Below are 18,979 nucleotides of genomic sequence, written 5' to 3' on the forward strand. Positions count from 1 at the left end.
ATAAAATCGTAAGTTTGTCGATAAACGATACAGAGAGAGGAATCTGTCATGGATAATACAACAACTGAAGACCTTCGAGTCCGAAGAACTCATAAGCTCTTATACAATGCTCTGTTAGATTTAATGGAGAAACACCCGTTCGGGAATATAACGGTGAAGCAGATCTGTGATCTAGCGATGGTACATCGAACTACGTTCTACACGCATTTTCAGGATAAATTTGATCTACTATCACGCGCTATGCAGCAAATTGCGGAGGAGGAGTTTAAGGGCATTGTCGATGTATCTTTTTCCCCATCCGATAATTTTAGAGAGTTATTTTCTTTGGCAACCAAACATAAGAAGCTGTTCTCCATTCTGTTGGCCGAAGAGAGGGACTCCTTGAGGAATCTGCTGCGAAGAGAGATGGGGAGGGGTATCCGGGAATACTTGGCCAAGTATAATTCGATTGAAGAGAATTCCATCGATATGCAAATTAAGATAGAGGCTTACATCGGAGCCGTGCTTGGTGTGATAACTTGGTGGATTGAGAGCAACATGCCGATCGACCACGAAGAATTATATGCAAAAATGAACATCTTCTCAGAGTGGAAGTTCGCGGATTAACCCCGTATTCCCTTACTGTGAGTGACTGTTCTATCCTCCGTACTTCAGCGGGCAGTGGCAGCCGATGGATGCCGGCTTCCGCTTTAGAAGGATTGACTTAGAACTGGGCCTTCGTATTCGGCCTATCGTCTTCGTAGTGAGCTCGGTAGATAGCAACTTGAAAAGGACTCCCTGAGCAAATAGCTCAAGAGAGTCCTTGACGTTTGAAGCCTATTCGTTAATGAATTTAATCACTTTCAGCATTCTCTCCAGCATAACCGTTCCTTCGGCGCGAGTCGCAGGGGCTCCAGGATGAAGCAAACCGCGCTCATCCCCTTTCAAAATCCCGAGCTGAACTGCGGCCGAGATCGATGGAGCGGCCCAAGCTGAAATGCTGCCTTTATCTGCAAAGGATAAAGTCGTTGTTGAACTTGGCACGGAGGTTCCGGCAAATTTCAACGCACGTTCAAAGATAGCAGCCATCTGCTCACGGGTAATGTTATCGCCAGGCTTGAACTGATCACCCTCGCCTTTAATCAACCCCGCGGATACAGCAATACCTACTTCTTTGTAGAACCAATCTGACGACTTTACATCCTTAAAGGATGTAGTTCCGGTACTATCCGATAACCCGAGCGCTCTAACTACCAAACTAGTAAACTCGGCACGAGTTATGTTCAGTTGAGGCCCGAATTTCGTATCCGTTATACCATTAACAAGTAAATGGGAGGCCATCTTGGAGATATTTGCTTCGGCCCAATGACCTTTAATATCCGCAAAGGATTTAGTCCCTGACACAACCGCATACGTGCTGTTGCTCGTACGATTAATTACGGCTGAGATCCCCGTTGAGTCTTTAGTGAAATAGGTTGGAACCGGGATCAGGCTGCCATCCTCATTCACCTTAACAGCTACAGTATGAGAAGTATCGATCGTTGCACCAAGATGAATAGAACGCTGCACATAGATATTGTTGAAGTTGTCGATTTCTTGTCTGGTTCCGTCAGCCTTTACCAACTCCACGGTGAAGGTTGTCGGCGAACCAAGCAGCGTTAACCCTTTCCGGGCCGTCTTCTCGCGAATTTGGTTCTGCTTCTCGTCATTGACCTGAGATACGGTTACCACAATCGTATCAAGTTGGCTGCTGCCCAATGCTTTGAGCGGCAGATTATAACCTCCAAATGGAGTCACAACCAGGATAGAAGCCTCAGCACCACCCTTTTCCACAATGGCCTTCGACACATCTGCAGGAATGGACACGGCCACTGCCTTAGATCCTTTTACCTCAGGAATCGAGATGACAAATGCCTTAGCGTTATCTTTGCCGCTTTGAATACTTGCAATCGCCTTCTTACTATCCAGGACGACTTGAGACAATCCGGCAGCATCCGTTTGAACAGTCACTGCTGAGGAGAGGTCGGTAACAACCGCACCTGCCGGAAGCATTGGATTATTCTGCTCCGTAGCGGGCGGGTTGGTACTTGTCCCCGGATTCGAAGGCACGTTGGTTGAACCGCTTCCGTTACTGCCTCCGTTTCCACCTCCGTTATCACTTCCGCCTCCGTTACTAGGTGGCGCAGTCACGTTAAAGTTGGCTGTTTTCACATTCGTTCCTTGCCCTACAACTACCGTATATTGACCTACCGGCCATTTTGAATCATTTGACGGAATCGTAAAGGTATCTTGATAGGCCCCATTTACAACATCCAGGACATCGAAAAATAAGTTCAATTGGTTAGGTCCGATCACTTTAATGCTGACTGTGGACACAGGGGAAGTACCGGAAATAAGCAGTGAGCTTCCCTGAACAACACTCGCCGGAACTTGGACGCTGAGATCCATCGCCGACTGCTCTACTGGAGTCGCATACGCCGCCGAAGCGCTTGTCATAGCGACCGCGAGGGATATCGATAAAGTTGCTAGCATTTTTTTAGGCACGGCAGATTTCCTCTACTTTCTTAATTTTTATTTTGAAGCACTAGCGGTTCTGCCAACACGTTCCCAATATCAGTGGTGCTGCTGATATTGTAGTTATCTACAACGAATACTTTCAGCTTGTAATTGCCACCGGTGACATTAAAGAACGTAGAAACATCTTGAGCTGCCGAGCCGGATGCTCCAACTGCATTAATACCTACAGGTTTGTTGCCGTCCATCAGCATGAAAATAACGACCTTATTCGCTACGTCTATCCCTATCGGAGTTTGCGCCACATTTACGGTTGCCGTTACACCAGCTGTAGTGCTAAACGACTTTTTCGTAACTGCGAGAGCGTACAAATCTGGAACTTTGTCGATAAGCTTTTCACCAGAAAGCGTTTGGGAATTCGCCACAACGGTCGTCTGTACCGAATGATCTCCATTAACAACCTTTAAGGTATAGGTGCCTCTTGGTACCTCAAAATAATAATGTGCTCTAGAGGCATTATCTGCATTTGCAATTAGTCCATAGCTGCCATAATCGGATTGCTTTTCATCGCCATAAGCAGCGGTTAACACGTTGCCATTTTCGTCTGTCAAACTTACAGTAATATCTGTTTGTGCTGATCCGCCTAATACGACATCTCCAGTAATGTAGTGCTTATGCGTATTGTCTTGATCGCTTTTTTGCACATCAGCTTTAAACACTGCTGTGCCGCCTGGAATATATGGAACGGTCCAGGTCAAGTTAGGATCTGCTCCCCAAATCGTAGTATTCGCCGCATCTTTCCGGATTGCTTTGAATTCATATGTTGAAGTTGCTTTCAAGTCCATATTAACCTGCCAGTAGCCATTGCCTAGATACTCCGCGGGAACTGCATTAGCTGGATTCCAACTTCCGATCGAATTGCTGTTACCAACAATAAATACCCTCGCGTTAACCGGATCGGCCTCTGGATCGTAAATATTCATAGAAACATGCTGCTTAGGCAATTCACCTAACGTAAGCGTTGTTACAAATGGATCCAGCAGTTTAGTCGGTTGCCCATTTGCTTGTACAACATCCTGCATACGCAGCAGTGTAAAGATATCATAGTTATATTTATTCACAACATTATAAATCGTTTGGTAGTCCTCGGCATTGCCAACAGGCAGCGCATTCTCGCCCTCCAGCGTAATGCCTTTATCTACAGCCAATTGCGAAACCTCATCGATCAGAGTCTGAGGTTTACTGTAATTTGGAGCCTCACCATTGCCGTTGGCCTGATTCGTCATTTCCAACATGGTGAAAGTCAGATCAACGTTATTTGCCTTATACAGATCGAGCAGTCTGGAGTAATCATATAGTCCTGTTGCATGTTCAGCGGAATGAGGCGCATCTGGGTTGCTATACTGCCAGTGAATCCCCGGTACCTTTGCACTTAAAGGAACGCCAAATTCAGTATCAAGATCTGCGTGAGCTTTAGTGATAATGCTTGTAAAATGGTTCTCAAGTGTGCCCTGATACCATGTCAGGAAATCAACCCCGTAAGGTTTCTTATAGTCACCGCTAGAATAGAAATCGTCGCCATTTGCAGGAGGTTGAACTTCAGAGAAAGATGTGAGACTAGTTCCCCATGCTGTATTTAGTGCATCAATGTCAGTGTATTTCTGCTCCATCTTGCTCTGGAAGTCAGCAACCGCGGCCTCAGAATAAGCCTGGAAATAGCCGTTATCTGGATACTGCCAGCCATCAGCAAAGTTGTAGCTCGGATATCTCAGCTCACCAGCAGGTCCAAGTCCGATATGGAACTTTTCGAAGGAAGTCTTGAATTCTGTCATGTTCGCAGCAAACGATTGGAAAGCGCCATCATATAGATTAACGGCTTTATCATACCAAGGTGCGATATACTCTTTGTCGTAATAGCCCGACTCCGATTTGAATTGCATTTGCTCTTTGTCGTCCAGATCCCACACCCAAGTAGGGATTGGATAGTTACATGTGTCTCCTACGTTACCGCCGCATTGGTGGAAGGAGAAGATTGGAGAAATTTTCAGGCCAGCATCTTGGATATGTGTAAAGAGATTTTTGTAGTAGCTCCAGTCATACTCCCCTTGCGCAGGTTCAAAGTGGTTCCACCACATGTCCACTTCTACCCCATAGACACCCTTGCTCTTCAAAGTAGCCATCTGCTTATCGAATGCAGCAAAGTCAGTTACATCCTGCAAATTAAGCATGACAACAATCTTCGCATTGCTGCTTGCGTTGGTGACAGGCGCCATTTGGGTACTGCCAAAAATCATTGCGATTGTTAAAAGGAAGGCCAAGATAAACTTGACGGGGTTCAACCGCCGGGTATTCTGCATTAACAACTCTATCATCTCCTCATTTTCAATTGTGTTACCGTTTAAACCAGTCAAACTTCATATGGTACGCGATGAATAATGTTGGTTATCCCCCCTAGACATAATTGAAGCAGCCTATTTGTTTGAAGTGTCTCACTGCCTTGGTTGTATCTTATCGTCGGGCTGCCGCAATCGTTTGCATAAATAGGTAGCCTAAAGAATGAGAACGCATTCAAAAAGGTCTTACGGTTTATACCACAAATTTAGCATGGTACATGATGAATCATGTTCGTTGTCCCCCCCTAGACAACATATGGAGCAACCTATTTGTTTAAAATGATCGCTGTCTATTGGTATATCTATCTTCGCCAGGACATGCAATCGTTTTCACAAAAAGGTTGCCTACTGTAATGAAAATCTTTTAAAAAGGGACTTGCCAGATGAAAACGCATTCAAAAGGTGAATTATCTTCACCCTAGGGGCAGGAAATATTTACCCCTGTTATCCGAATTATATGAGAACTATTTTCATGTGTCAACGAAATTTTCCTAAAGCCAAACAGCCCCCACCTAGCGGTGGGAGCTGTGACTAAAAGATACTTATAGCGGCTCAATAACCAGGCCCGAATCATAGATGGAACAAAGTCTAATCAAACTTTTTCATCGATTCAAATAATCGTCTTAAATGATCTAGCAAGTCGCTTCTTTCCTCTGGGGACCAATCGGCCAAAGCTTCGCGCATAATACGCTCACGGGTGAGGTTAATCGTGGAGATTACTTCCTCCCCGTATTCCGTCAATTCAGACACGCGAATGCGGGAATCTGAACTTGATGGATAAGTGTGAACCAATCCGGCGGTCTCTAACTTGTCGATCTGCCGACTGACGCTCGAATAGTTCTTCCCCATCATGGCAGCCAAATCGCCGACACTTGTCTGGCTTAGATGCCCGATACCAACGAGGATGCGAAAGGTTGCAGCTTCCAAATTCACGCCGGCACTGGCAATCATCTTCTTATCACGATCTGGCCGATTGATTAGGGCCATTAAATCAATGAGTGCTTTAAAAATTTCATTTTCTATCATTCTCTATTTCACCTTTACAACTGGACGAGGCGTCAGCGGGGCATTCCAGGCCTCTTCGATCTCTTCAAGAGCAAACTCTGCTGTGGCAATAGTTATCTTCCCCTCAGCAGCCATTTCAAAAACACCTTTAACAGCGGATAGCATATCCGCTTTAGAGACACTTTTGCCTCCGCTGCCTACGAGTTCGATTGTGGATGAGCGTAAGATAGATGAAGGTAAGTGAAGGCTTTCTTGGCCAGATGAAGTTCCGATGCTTACAAAGCGGGTTGCACGATCGCTATTTGTCTTAGCAAGAGCTGACATAATGGCGAGTGCGCTGTCGCCCCAAAGGTAATCCAATACTACATCAACACCTTCAGCAATAACTGGCATTAGGGAGTCTTCAAACACCTTTTGTCCATTGTCGGCTGTCATATCAAATGCAATGGCCTCATCGGCATCAAGAGCTTGCAGCTTTGATTCGTTACGTCCCGTTACAATGACCTTCTTAGCCCCTAGGCCCTTAGCAATCTGAACTGCTAAACTACCAGATGCACCCGTAGCGCCATTAATCAATACAGTTTGACCCGATTTGAAGCCAGCTCGAAATACCAATGCAGCCCATGAGGACATAGCCGGGTTGGCGATAGCGGCTGCAGTGACATCATCAAGGCCATCCGGCAAACGAACAATCAGTTTTTCCCCTACCATTGTCTGCTCAGCCAAGCTGCCATAAGGTCCTGTTGGCATCGCAAAGTAAACACGCGACCCATCTTCCGTAGTTCCAACACCATCCATACCAGCTACAATTGGAAAGTTAACTTCAGATGAGTAGTGCATGCCCATGGATCGGAACTTGCTAACCCGGCTCAAGGCCGCCGCCGTAACGTTAATTACAAGCTGTCCGTCTGTCGCAACGGGGGAATCAAAATGACCCATTACGGGAATGGTCCCTTTTTCCTTAACGATTGCTGCCCTCATAGTTATTGCACCCTTCTTTCACTTAAAATTATGTGCATTATGCACATAACTGAGTATAACATGAATTGAGTGCATTATGCACATTTGTTTCGGGTCTTCTTAGAGCCATGCTGACCGACTCAGACCCACATCGGTCCCCCGGGCTTCATTAATGAATTTTGAAAACAAGAGGGTCTAGGAAATAGGGAGTGGAAGAACCACGACAATAAGTGGATATCTTCTTCCTAACAATTAAAGAACTCTATGTTACTTGACCGCAGGTAGACGGAAGCCCTTCGCAATGAGCCACACGGCCAGAATCATTTCATTGGCAAAGACGGGAACTGCCAAGATTCCTCCCCATGTAGACAGTTGATCAATGACCCCGAACATTTCCAGCAAGGCAGCAAGCATAATGAGTACTGACCCTGTTATGCCCACCAAGGGGATGAACCTAGGTACAAGTCCGGACTTATAAAAGATATAACTGTACATCATCGTATTAATTCCCAGGAAGAAGTTGGGCCCGAGCAAAAAGGTCCAGTCATGAATGGCTTTTAGCAAGCTGCCCGACACATGATACATCGCGGTATCCGGTGCGCCCGCGGCTACATACTCCTGGCTTAAGGTAAGCAGGGACAATACGCTGATGACTCCGACCGAAATGACAACGGCCTCCATAAACCGGAAGCACACGTGCCATATCGCTATAGTCCGGTTATACGTCTTCAGGAACGGGAACATGACGGTGGCCGTACCTACCGCAGACACGACAAGCAGCAGCTCCATAACCGCCCCCAGGACCACCTGACCCGCATGCGCAGGGCCTTGAGTTAGATAATCCGCATCGTTCAGAAGCGGTTTATACAGAATAACTCCTACTATAGCTGTAACCGCAGCAATAATGAACAGTACCCCTGCGATTCTTGATGCAGTTTTCGTCTTGAGATCCATAGTTCTCAACTCTCCTCTGAATTTTGTCCGTAAAAGAAAACCTCTTCGAGCGGCAAGTTAAAAGCGTGCGCAATCCGAAATGCCAGCTCCAGTGACGGGGAGTAATTTCCCTTTTCGAGAGCCACGATTGTCTGTCTGGTTACCCCTACCTTGTCGGCCAGCTGCTGTTGGGTCATTTCATTATGATTGAACCGTAATCTCCTTATGTGATTACCAACAAGAACTTTACCCATCTTAAACTCCTCTCCTGTAGTGATACATCCTCGATACAGAGCCGATTACGTCTGAAAGAAAGCCGGCAGCGATGAGGACGATGAACATCATCTCTAGGGGCTGGTCAATAACCAGAGAGCCCATAGCTAGAATAAAACCGATGACGAAGACAAGGAATGAATTCCGGAAGGCTAGCAAGTCAATCCGCTTATCCAGCTCATCGGCGAATGCAGGTTCCTTTTCCCCAGTCGTTATCCGGAAGATGATGTTGAAAATAATGCTGATCACGATGTGCGCTGCAATGGAGACAAGCGTCAATACAAGGACGAAGGAGCCCCAATAATGAAGCATTTCCTTTGAATTCGCTGCTCCCCCTGGATACAGCGGGTACCTGTACAAGCAGTACACCACAAAAATGAGAATCGAGCTGATTAACGAAACGATGCTTTTCTTTTCCTGATAGGTCATGGACATTACCGCCTTCACAAGTAAAATATATTAAACATAATGTATACTAAACTATACATTAAGTCAACTTTATTATACAAAAAGACCGACCACCACCTGAATAGGTCGTGATCGGTCTAAAGTAAAAAACAACATTTCAATCAGTAATCGCGCGCCGCATTGAACCAGCGCACAGCCATTTCTTCCGTTATACGCTGGCCAATCAGGTGATCAGACTGGCTGAGCTGCCACACTGCTTCAGCAAGGTCTTCACGTTCCGTGGTCTCAATACCTTTGAGCGTATTGAATCGCACTGTAAAAGCGGTAATAACCGCCTGGGCATCGGCAAGGCTGCGGGCCTGAGCTAAGTTTGCTTGCGCAGCGTCGTAAGCTTCGTTAGCCAGCTTAGCCAGACGCTTGGGCCAAGACGAGAATGGGCGTCCGAACTCGGTCGACCACCACTCCGGCTTACGCAATTGGCTCACTGAAGCATGTCCGGTCCACGGACGGGCTTTGGCTCGTGCTTTCATTTGCTGCTTCAGACGCTTACCCGTGAACTCCTCCACATTGTATGCGATACAACTGTCAAGCAGCGGCCACACATCCAAGGACGGGAGGTCCGCCAGATCAGGCATGAAACGCAGCTCCAGATTCGTTAACCGGGTATGATGGGCTAACAAGTCCAAGCCGCAGAAGTTCCCCCACAAACTCAGTGAGCTTAGGTTCGGGAACCGGTTCAGACACTCTAGCGAGACAGGCTGCCCCAGCGGTGCGTTCTGCAGCGTCAGGCTCGTCACCTGGTGCAATTCACCCAGATCAGGCATCAAGAAGGGAGGAACATTTTTGCGTCTGCTGGTCCGCGGCGCAAGTAGCAGAGAAGACGGCAGATCGCCAGTGGCAGAGAAATGCGTCAGATCCCCGTATACACCCAAAAGGAAGCATCGCTTCGGAAGCTTCAAGCTTAGTCGCCCATTAGACAGATGCAATTTGATATGGAGACTATGCAAATCAGACAGGCTGGCATCCACTATCGTGTCCTCAGATAGGATCGGAGTCCACGTCATCTCTTCAATGGGACGCTTCTGTGCCCAGTTGAAGAAGCCCGTGTCACTTCCTGTATAATGAAGAAATCTAGGCCAAGGTGAGCCCGCCGGTGTGGAAAAGGCATCGAATACAGTCCAATCAATGGGCGCATCCGGCTCGACGTGAAGGTCTGCCTTTTTCCCCAAGTCCGAGGGGCCAATCGATAGACTGCCCGCACCGATTTGTCTAACAAGAGTGTGGCTGCCCGGGCCTGTCAGGTCGATGGGATAACGGCCATCCTCTCTAATAGAACCGACAGGGGGACGAGCTTGGTTATCTTTTGGCATTCCTATCATCCTTTCTTCCAAACCATAGTAACATCATCGTGTAACTGAAGGCTTTTCACTCGATATTTCTCATACGGATTTATCGAATAATAGTCACCCTAAAATCTGTATTAAGTGTTGCAGGACGTCTTATTTTGTCGAATAATAGAATATGATGACTAGAATCCTTACAATATCCAAAGTGCTTACAATTCTCCAAAATGGTTATGCAAATATTAAAGAGTGGGGGTGATTAAAATCATACAACCAACCGAAGAACAGGATTATATTGTTGAGTCAAAGCGGAAATGTATCGAAGCAGGAATGAATCCAAATGAAGTTAGAACACCAAAATGTTCGATGTCAGACCAGGAATTGTTAGAAAAAAGAAACACATACAGTGAGATTTTATCCGTTGTTGATTTCTTCTCAAAAAAGATCTTAGACTCGCTAAGCGGAACCCCGGTGCTGATTGTAATCTCGGACGAGAATGGATACTTGCTGCATATGGTTGGCGATGAAACCATAAGAGCTACAGTTCAGCAATTAGGTATACAAGTAGGGGCACAATTTACCCAAGAAGACATGGGCACGAATGTTGTAAGTTTATCTCTTCAACAAGGCCATCCGGTGCAAATCGTAGGATCAAATCATTATCATACGGTCCTTCATGGCTCAGCATGCTACGGTGTAGCCTTTCATTATACAGATAACAACGATTTACTCGGAAGTATATGTATTATGACTGCAACTGAATTGCATAATCCCTTTTTCTTAACCATGTTGTCTACAGTAGTTGACTCTATTGAGAGAGAGCTCCTGCTTAGGAAACAGAATAGAAAATTAAATATGCTAAATCAGATTATGATTAATAAAAATAGAAATGGCATTATAATCACAAATGCCGATGGCACCATTACTGCAGTGAATAATTTTGTCGCCGACTCCTTCCATATTCTCAAAGATACCAACATTGTTGAGAGAAGTACACAGCAGCAAGAATGCCTGATAAGCAGCCACATGAGTCAAGTCATAACTAATAAGGTCAGTTTTGATAATGTGCAAATGATTTTAAGGACCGTAGATGATCAAAAAGTAGTCTGTTTGTTCGACGCTCAACCCCTCTATGATGAAACGAACAACTTTATCGGTGCATACTCTCAGCTTAGAGATATTACGGAACGTTATTTGAGTGAAGAACTGAACAATTATTTGGCCTATCACGATGAATTAACATCTTTACTCAATAGACGCTCACTTCGCGAAACATTACATGAGTACATTTCCTCTTCTCCAACTTCTGGTGAAAACATTGATCTAGTACTCATGTTCCTGGATTTAGATCACTTCAAAACCATTAATGATGCTTTTGGACATTCTAATGGGGATATTATACTAAAGCAAGTCGCTGATAGGCTGACCAATTTCCTGGGGGACAAGGGCAACGTATACAGAATGGGCGGGGATGAATTTATTCTCCTGTTTCATGGCCTAAGTGAGCAGCAAGAAGTCACTCAAGTAGGTGAGAGAATTATTGAGATATTCAACACTCCCTTCACTATCAATGGTTCCATGTTCCACGTAACTGCGAGTATTGGTATAGCCATCTATGATGGGACTGACGCTGAATCGTTCATGATCTACGCAGATCATGCCATGTATAGGTCGAAATCAAAGGGAAGAAATAACTATACCCTGTTCGATTCTAACATGAAGTCCAATTCTAGCGAAAAAGACAAACTATCCTTGGAGCTTGCATTAAGAGGGGCTTTGGAAGCTAAAGAATTTATCGTGTACTATCAACCACAAGTTGACTTTACGACTAAGAAGATTATTGGTCTCGAAGCCCTTCTAAGATGGAATAGACCAGGATATGGCATTGTAGCGCCCGATGCATTTATTCCCGTCCTGGAAGAAACTGGATTAATCTCTCAAGTTGGTGAATGGGTATTAAGAGAGGTTTGTAATCAAAGTAAGCGGTGGGTTGAAAAGGGGCTTCCCAAATTCAAAATGGCGGTTAATCTTTCTTCCAAGCAATTTCTTAATGATAACCTGGTTGAAGTCATCTCCAATACCTTAAGGGACACGGGGATGGATCCTAATTATTTAGAACTGGAAATTACAGAGACGATGACCATGGATGTGGAGCGCGCGATTACCGTGTTAGACCAATTGAACGCTTTAGGAGTAAGGATTAGTATTGATGATTTCGGAACGGGTTACAGCTCGCTAAATTATTTGAAGAAGTTCCCTATCCATACTCTGAAAATAGATAAATCTTTTGTCAGAGATATCATGTCAGATCAGAATGATTTGAATATTGTGAGCACCATTATCTCGATGGCGCACAATTTAAATTTAGATGTTGTAGCAGAGGGCGTAGAAACAGAAGATCAGCTCCATTTTTTACAAATGAAGAAATGCGATACTGTTCAAGGATATTACTTTAGTAAACCTCTCTCTGTTGATGAATTTGAACAATCGTTCTACCAACTAAATGACGATATAAAATTCAAATCCTCAAGCGGAATGGGTGACTAAAGTGAAAAAGGTTTCTGAAATACTAGCAATACACTTTAAAAAATGGGGTATCAACCACATATTTGGCATTCCAGGAAAGCCGGTTACTCCACTCATTCTGGATCTAAACAATATCGGTATCGAGTTCGCATTGTCCAAACATGAGTCGGGGGCTGGATTCGAGGCGGCTGGTTATGCATTAATGAATAATAAGCTGGCCGTTGCTATTGGAACATCGGGCCCAGGCGGTACTAATCTTTTAACAGCTGCCGGTCAAGCCAAAGCATCTCATCTACCTGTTTTATTTATTACTGGACATCCTTCGATCAAAGATTCAGGCAAAGCTTTAGGTCAAGATTCAACAATGTTCGGAACAGACCTTGTTAAAATGTTCGAACCTGTCACCAAATTCAGCGCCAGAGTGGAGAGAGCGGAGACTTTCAAAGCTTATTTTCAGCATGCCATAGAAAAAGCTTACTCCGGAGTGAAAGGTCCGGTTCATCTATCCATAGCCGCAGACGTGTTAGCTGAGCGTATAGCTGAGTTTGAAATGGATCTGCCAGAGGTGATCCACCCTGTTGCTCCAAACTTAGATCAGTGTTTAGATTTAATTAATCGTCCTGGCAAGAAAGTTATTTTCGTAGGCAAAGGCGTACATTCGAGCAGGGCATACCTGGAAGTGAAAATGCTTGCCGAGATTTTTGGTATTCCAGTCATGACCACGCCGGGAGGTAAGGGGGCTTTTGAGAGTAACCACCGCTTATCGTTGGGGGCTTACGGGCTTGGAGGAACTGAGGAAGCTAGCGCCTACGTTGAGTGCGGTTTAGATTTGATGATCGTCCTTGGAACTAAACTTTCCGATATGTCACTTGCTGGTCTGAACGCTTCCAATTATCCGAAAAACGTCATTCAATTTGATTATGATCAGACTTTCATAGGTAAATCTATCGAAGTAGAAACATTATCCATTGTAGGCGATATCAAAACAAATCTAAATGCGTTATTTGATCGACTTCACTCTAAAGAGGCAATTAAGATGCCCTTTAATATAGATGATTATAAAATGACGGAACCTTTCGAGGAGGGCAATTCCAAGGGAAGTACATCTCCAATGACTGCAGTTGAAGCTGTTAAAGTGATGAACACAGCTTTAGATGAGGATACGATCCTTTTTGGCGATGATGGGAGTCATACGTTTTATGCTATCAAATATTTTGACGTTAAGATGCCCGGCACTTTTTATTTTGATGATGTGTTCGGTACCATGGGCCATGCTATAGGGTATTCTATTGGAGCCCAGCTCGCCAATCCCCATGCCAAGGTCGTCTGCTTAACCGGGGACGGATGCACCTTTATGCATGGAACCGAGATTTCCACTGCGGTGAACTACGGGGCTAATGTCATTTTTGTCGTATTCAATAATGGGAAAATCGATATGGTCGATACCGGAATGTCTCTGCACTTAGGAAAAGCTGTGGGGACGGTGTATAACACGATGTTAGATGCTCAAAAGTTCGCAGAATCTATGGGCGCTCTTGCATTCAAATGCTACAATGCCCGGGAACTGCAAGACTCGATAGAGAAGGCTAAACTTGCCAATACAACGGTTGTGATCGAAGTGATGCTTGATCCATTCGAAATTCCACCAACCACGAAGAGGGGATAATATGAGTAGAAATCCAGAGCATTATAACAAAGGAATCGAAGTTCTAAATGAGATGGTCGGAGCACCAGGGTTAAATGCGATCGAAGCATTTCAGAAATTCTATCCCGACTTTGCGGATTTTCTCGTTTCATTTGGCTTTGGAGAAATTTACTCCAGAGAAACATTGGACTTCAAACAAAGAGAAATGATCACTCTGACAGCGTTAATTTCACAGGGTGCTTTTGAGCAATTGGGTTTTCATCTTAATGCGGCCCTCAATGTCGGAATGAGCCCTAAGGAAATCGTTGAACTCGTCATCCACTGTGCCGCTTATGTTGGTTTTCCAAAAGCATGCAGTGCTATGGGACAAGTCATGCTTGTATTTGAGCAAAGAGGTATCGCCGAAATTAAATGATTTGTCAGGTTACATGGAAGGAAGAACCCTTGCTCGTGAAGGGTTCTTCCTTTTTCATATTCGATAGCCTCTTATTTAATCTTGCCTTATGATCGTCCGTGTATTGAACCATCAATTCAGACAGCAGCTGCCTGATTCCTGCACGCAGCTCCTGCGGCTGTGAAGGGTCTTGTCCAGCTTATTTCACATTTTGCTTCAGAATCTGTTAGTGCGCAGTGTAGCCGCCATCAACAAGAAGTGTTGTCCCGTTGACAAAGCTAGCGTCATCACTTGCTAAGAAAAGAACGGCCTTCGCGATTTCTTCGGGTGTTCCCAGTCTGCCTTGCGGATGAAGGGAAGCTAAATATTCCTTAGTTTGAACATCAACCTTAGTTAGTAAAGGAGTGTCAACATAACCAGGACAGACAGCGTTAATACGAATCCCCTCTTTTGCATAAGCCGTACATAAGTTTTGGGTTAATAGCTTCACCCCGCCTTTTGCAGAGGAATAGGCTGTTGGATTCGGCAGGGAAACAAAGCTATGAATAGAACCCGCGTTAACGATGACACCGCCTGTGCCCTGTTTAAGGAACTGTTCAATTGCATATTTATCGGACAGAAACACGCCTGACAAGTTAATATCTATGGTTCGCTTCCATTTGTCATAGGATAGTTCATGGGCTGGTGCATCATCAGCGACTCCGGCATTTGCATACATAATGTCGAGCTTACCGTATTTGTCCACGGTCTCATGAATCAGCCTTTTGATATCTTCCTCTTGGGTTACATCTGTTTTAATAAATAACGTATCATACCCCTTCGCGTTTAACTCTTCAGATAGGTCTTTACCCCGTTCCGCAAAGTCGGCAATGACCACCTTCGCTCCTTCTTGAGCAAAAAGGCGAACGGTCGCTTCACCAATTCCGCTTGCTCCGCCGGTTATAATAGCTACTTTACTTTCAAGTCTCATTACAAATACACACCCTTTCACTTTAAATCATTCATGCTGGCAAACTTTATCATTGATCAATGATACTCAAAAAATTCATCGATCCAGCCGCTGCTGTAATATATTTATACCCGCGGGTCCTTAATTGGCCAGTATGGGCTTAACCTCTCTGGCAACCCCTCTAAGACTTCTTCCGGTATCTCCTTGACCTTGATATCTACAGCAGCCAATCTGTTATCTGGTCCATTTCTTCTGAATGGCCCCTTTCTTCCCCAACTTCCTTCTTCCTAAAATTTTACTATTGATGTAACATAACACAAAGAATAACTTAGGAGGACTTACATGATAAACAGATTCCGTTGGATTAGATGCATCATCATTCTTATTGCCCTTATCGTTGTACCTTTTGGAGCTATAACAAGCGCCGCCAGCGGTGCAGCCCCGGCAAAAAGCAACTATTATTTCGTCTACAACAGCACGAAAGTCGACGCTAAGGATCTCGCAGCTATCAAGCAATATGTTGCTAAGTTCAAGAACACCAATAACATCTTGTTCGACGCAAATACATATAAGGAAGCCACCAAGCTCTATGACGCCCTGAAAGCCGACCAGAAGAAGCGTGGCGGCAAGGTGGCCGGGATCCAAATCTTCGGCTTGGCCAGCGATGTGCCTTCCTTCACCTACACCCACAAGCTGAAGTTCTTCTCAGCCAAACCTGAATGGGACGGGGTCGAGGAGAACAAGAAAGAGAAATACGTTTCCGACTTCCTCTATTCTAACTTCAAGAACGACAGCAAGTACCTTAAGGACGTCTCCGTCTACGGTATCGTGCAGCAGAATCTTCCGATCAGCGTCATTCCGGAGTGGCCCGTCTCCCGCCTGCCGCTGACGAAGGGGGAAATCGCCAAGTACATCGGCAATTACGACGCCTACCGCAAGCAGATCAATGGCAAATCCGTTCCGACCGTTGCCGTTTCGGCCCCGTACCAGTTCCAAGACGGGCTTGCTCAGGATGACATCGCACTCTTCATCAAGCGCCTGAAGGAAGATAAAGAATTCGGTCTCTTCAAGAATACCAGTCAGCGCGCCTACTATAAGGACCTCGCCGCGAGCTTGACGAAGGAGAATAAGGCCGGAGTTATGGATCTCGTGGTGGGCGGCCGGGGCGACAAAAGTGGGGCAGAACAGAACAAAGTTCTCTTCTTCGACCGCAAGAGCGTCATCGGCCTGAACACGAACTACTATACGGCCTTCCTCTGGGGCTTTGATGCCGCTAATGGCCTGGATGCGAACAGCGTCGTCCATGACGGCCTGGCGAAGGGTAAATTAATCAACCCCATCGCTCATACCGTCCCGACGTTCAACAGAGCAGCCAATAATTACTTGTGGCTCCATGTTCCCACCCCGGAGGGTGAGACGGGCGACGACTGGAACGACTACGTCGCATTGGACAAGGAACATCTGGAGTGGGACACTCCGTTCTTCTTCGTCTACAAATATTACGAAGCGATCGGAGACGGAAAGTCCCGCCTGCAAAGCTTCTTCGAGGCGAACGCCGCCTATGCAACCCTGACCGTGGCCAACAAGAATACCACGCGATTCTTATTCGGATTTAACGCCACGTATTCAGCGATCGGCTTCGGAAATCTATTCTCGCTGCACTACCTCGGACTGGCCGACTACTAACGGGATCACGCCTATACTAGGTCATTGGGGCGGCGACCTCCAGTTCCACGCCGTGGGACGTTTAACCCGTGGCTTATATTTGTCCTCAAAACCCTACATAGGCCAAATATCATTAGAGTTGTCACGTCAATTTTTCACTTCTGTTAATAGAACAGAAAAGAACCCGAAGGCATCAGCGGAACCAGCTGAAAACCCTTTCCATTATGGAAAGGGTTTTGCCTTATGCTTCAATATTCTCCTTTAATAACGAAGAATGTTCCTCGAATTGTCCCAGCCAGCTTGGACTTCTGCCTTGCAAACTTGAACTTCTTCTCTTCCAGCTCCTTAGGGACTTCCATCCCCTCAGATAGCTTAAATCCAACAGCCCGCTTCTTAGGATCATCCACCGTGTACAGGACATTAACCGCTAGACCATCTTCATAGAAGACGAAGGCCCATTTAATATTTTCAACTTGAAAGCACGATGTCTCTAGAGGCCTAGCCGCAAACTCAATACCACGTTCTTCTTTCAAAACTCGGTTCACATAATCAAGCGTCTCCTGGCTTTCGCTGGCGGGTACGACCTTAAATTCGTGCTTGTATTTGTTCATGAAGTACCGGGCTTCATTCGCCCGTAAGCCAGCTAGCGCTTCTGCTACTGGTGAAGACTCCAGACCAGCCGTAGACACATTTTTAAAATCAACGATAGGCGACATCCTCATTCCTCCTGCTAATCTCATTTACTTCTGCACAACCGGAACCCACATTTCACCATATACGAGGCCATCCCGCTGCCCCATCTCAACTGTTGCATTGGGTCCGCCAACATAGGCGTAATGATCGGCTGCTGGCAAGACTTGACCAAAGGCAACACCCGTAAGCATACTACTGAGCTCATCAGCCGATTTCCCTTCACCTTTAACAACGAGGTATTGCCCCTTTGGGAATTGGATCACTCTATGTTCTTCCGGTATCGATGAATCTGTCATGACGCCAGTATAATACATCATCTTGTGATTGACCGCTTCGCTCACGGCAAAAATATAGTCGTTCGCAGCAATAGCCTTTAATGTGTCAAGCCTTCCATCCTGCTCCACTGCCCGCCAGAAATTCTCCTTCTCCTTGTTGATGCCAGCATAATCCGTGTAATCACTCTTCAGCTCCGTTCCAACACCAAGAACGATAAAACTATCTTTTTCCTCATAAGTATATGTTGCCATGATCCCAGCTCCTCTTTTAAATTGATATTTTGATTTGTTTGTTCACTTGATAGATTAGACGCAGTTAAAAAAATGACATGTAGGTAAGGCGTGAGCGGAGGGGAAGCTTGGAACTGTAGGAGCGATAGCGACCGCCTTTGTCTCCGGATTTCAACTACCGGGGATACATCAGGAAATCTGGAGACAACAGCGGCCGAAAGTCCAAGCATTACCCGTAGTTACGACTGTAACCACAAATGTGAACATTTTAAATGCGTCTTATATAGATCTATCTTAACAATAAATCGTGTCAAAATATGCCACTGTTTTTCACTTCCCACTAGAGTTTGCGGCTTTTCGGACGCAGCGCCCAGGAAGCGATGCCAAGCGCGGCATAGACAAGTGGAAGAATAACATGGAACCCATAGTCGCCATAATCATTAGCGAACACATGAGATAAGGCCGCACCCGTCATTAGGAAGAAGATACCGCTATAAGCCCATTCCTTGAGCCGGGGGAACCCTGGCATTACAATTGCAATGACCCCAAGCAATTTCCAAACTCCGAGAATGTTCGTGACATATAACGGGAAGCCAATATTCGTCACTAGATCGACATTGCCACCATATCGCATCAATTGCCCGATACCGCTTAATGCAATAGAGAATGCGAGAAATGCTGTGACGGTCCAATAAGCGGCCTTCCTTCCAATTCCTCCTTTAATTGATTCGATTATTTGTTTTTTCACTTGCTGGGTTTATAATAACCTTAAATCATGTCAAAAAATGATACT

Annotated in this window: 17 protein-coding genes; 5 read left to right on the forward strand and 12 right to left on the reverse strand. The window is 45.4% G+C overall.

Features of this window, described 5'->3' with window-relative positions; translation table 11 throughout:
* The first annotated feature begins 48 nt into the window (after positions 1–48).
* A complete protein-coding gene (locus tag ACRRNK_RS22050) occupies positions 49–606 on the forward strand; it encodes a TetR/AcrR family transcriptional regulator (protein ID WP_433944731.1) in 558 nt (185 codons plus the stop codon).
* 210 nt (positions 607–816) lie between these two features.
* Here the strand turns inward: ACRRNK_RS22050 and ACRRNK_RS22055 are convergent, their stop codons facing one another.
* The 8 genes from ACRRNK_RS22055 to ACRRNK_RS22090 form a co-directional block, all read right to left on the reverse strand.
* Entirely contained in the window at positions 817–2,511 is a 1,695-nt protein-coding gene (locus ACRRNK_RS22055) for an S-layer homology domain-containing protein (RefSeq protein WP_433944732.1), read from the reverse strand.
* Positions 2,512–2,543: 32 nt separating this feature from the next.
* Positions 2,544–4,850 carry a family 14 glycosylhydrolase gene (locus tag ACRRNK_RS22060; RefSeq protein WP_433944733.1) on the reverse strand — a complete coding sequence of 769 codons (2,307 nt, stop codon included), beginning with the start codon at positions 4,848–4,850 and terminating at the stop codon, positions 2,544–2,546.
* Positions 4,851–5,474: 624 nt separating this feature from the next.
* Entirely contained in the window at positions 5,475–5,873 is a 399-nt protein-coding gene (locus ACRRNK_RS22065; RefSeq protein ID WP_433944734.1) for a MarR family winged helix-turn-helix transcriptional regulator, read from the reverse strand.
* Between the two features lie 42 nt (positions 5,874–5,915).
* Positions 5,916–6,872, reverse strand: coding sequence for a quinone oxidoreductase family protein (locus ACRRNK_RS22070; protein ID WP_433944735.1), 957 nt, complete (start codon positions 6,870–6,872; stop codon positions 5,916–5,918).
* 246 nt (positions 6,873–7,118) lie between these two features.
* A complete protein-coding gene (locus ACRRNK_RS22075) occupies positions 7,119–7,805 on the reverse strand; it encodes a DUF4386 domain-containing protein (protein ID WP_433944736.1) in 687 nt (228 codons plus the stop codon).
* A gap of 5 nt (positions 7,806–7,810) precedes the next feature.
* Positions 7,811–8,038: a helix-turn-helix transcriptional regulator gene (locus ACRRNK_RS22080; protein WP_433944737.1), complete on the reverse strand. Its 228-nt coding sequence runs from the start codon at positions 8,036–8,038 to the stop codon at positions 7,811–7,813.
* A 1-nt stretch (position 8,039) separates the two neighbouring features.
* Complete coding sequence (locus tag ACRRNK_RS22085; protein ID WP_433944738.1) at positions 8,040–8,486, reverse strand: hypothetical protein; 447 nt, start codon at positions 8,484–8,486, stop codon at positions 8,040–8,042.
* A gap of 140 nt (positions 8,487–8,626) precedes the next feature.
* Entirely contained in the window at positions 8,627–9,835 is a 1,209-nt protein-coding gene (locus ACRRNK_RS22090) for a hypothetical protein (protein ID WP_433944739.1), read from the reverse strand.
* Between the two features lie 228 nt (positions 9,836–10,063).
* Here ACRRNK_RS22090 and ACRRNK_RS22095 point away from each other — a divergent pair, with 228 nt between their 5' ends.
* From ACRRNK_RS22095 to ACRRNK_RS22105, 3 genes are read left to right on the forward strand one after another with little or no spacing between them, the layout of a single operon-like run.
* Positions 10,064–12,355 carry an EAL domain-containing protein gene (locus ACRRNK_RS22095; RefSeq protein ID WP_433944740.1) on the forward strand — a complete coding sequence of 764 codons (2,292 nt, stop codon included), beginning with the start codon at positions 10,064–10,066 and terminating at the stop codon, positions 12,353–12,355.
* 1 nt (position 12,356) lies between these two features.
* Positions 12,357–14,000, forward strand: a complete 1,644-nt coding sequence (locus ACRRNK_RS22100; protein WP_433946973.1) for a thiamine pyrophosphate-binding protein — start codon at positions 12,357–12,359, stop codon at positions 13,998–14,000.
* A 1-nt stretch (position 14,001) separates the two neighbouring features.
* Positions 14,002–14,394, forward strand: a complete 393-nt coding sequence (locus ACRRNK_RS22105; RefSeq protein WP_433944741.1) for a carboxymuconolactone decarboxylase family protein — start codon at positions 14,002–14,004, stop codon at positions 14,392–14,394.
* A 205-nt stretch (positions 14,395–14,599) separates the two neighbouring features.
* Here the strand turns inward: ACRRNK_RS22105 and ACRRNK_RS22110 are convergent, their stop codons facing one another.
* Positions 14,600–15,343 (reverse strand): SDR family NAD(P)-dependent oxidoreductase, encoded by a 744-nt coding sequence (locus ACRRNK_RS22110; protein ID WP_433944742.1) that lies wholly within the window; start codon positions 15,341–15,343, stop codon positions 14,600–14,602.
* Between the two features lie 321 nt (positions 15,344–15,664).
* Here ACRRNK_RS22110 and ACRRNK_RS22115 point away from each other — a divergent pair, with 321 nt between their 5' ends.
* Complete coding sequence (locus ACRRNK_RS22115) at positions 15,665–17,008, forward strand: hypothetical protein (protein WP_433944743.1); 1,344 nt, start codon at positions 15,665–15,667, stop codon at positions 17,006–17,008.
* A 227-nt stretch (positions 17,009–17,235) separates the two neighbouring features.
* Here ACRRNK_RS22115 and ACRRNK_RS22120 read toward each other — a convergent pair whose 3' ends face one another.
* The 3 genes from ACRRNK_RS22120 to ACRRNK_RS22130 all read right to left on the reverse strand — a co-directional run bounded on the left by ACRRNK_RS22120 (position 17,236) and on the right by ACRRNK_RS22130 (position 18,934).
* Entirely contained in the window at positions 17,236–17,709 is a 474-nt protein-coding gene (locus ACRRNK_RS22120) for a phage tail protein (RefSeq protein WP_433946974.1), read from the reverse strand.
* A gap of 18 nt (positions 17,710–17,727) precedes the next feature.
* Positions 17,728–18,207, reverse strand: coding sequence for a GyrI-like domain-containing protein (locus tag ACRRNK_RS22125; protein WP_433944744.1), 480 nt, complete (start codon positions 18,205–18,207; stop codon positions 17,728–17,730).
* 319 nt (positions 18,208–18,526) lie between these two features.
* Positions 18,527–18,934 (reverse strand): DoxX family protein, encoded by a 408-nt coding sequence (locus ACRRNK_RS22130; RefSeq protein ID WP_433944745.1) that lies wholly within the window; start codon positions 18,932–18,934, stop codon positions 18,527–18,529.
* Positions 18,935–18,979: the final 45 nt, after the last annotated feature.

The organism is Paenibacillus sp. SN-8-1 (assembly GCF_050995535.1).
GTDB lineage: Bacteria > Bacillota > Bacilli > Paenibacillales > Paenibacillaceae > Fontibacillus.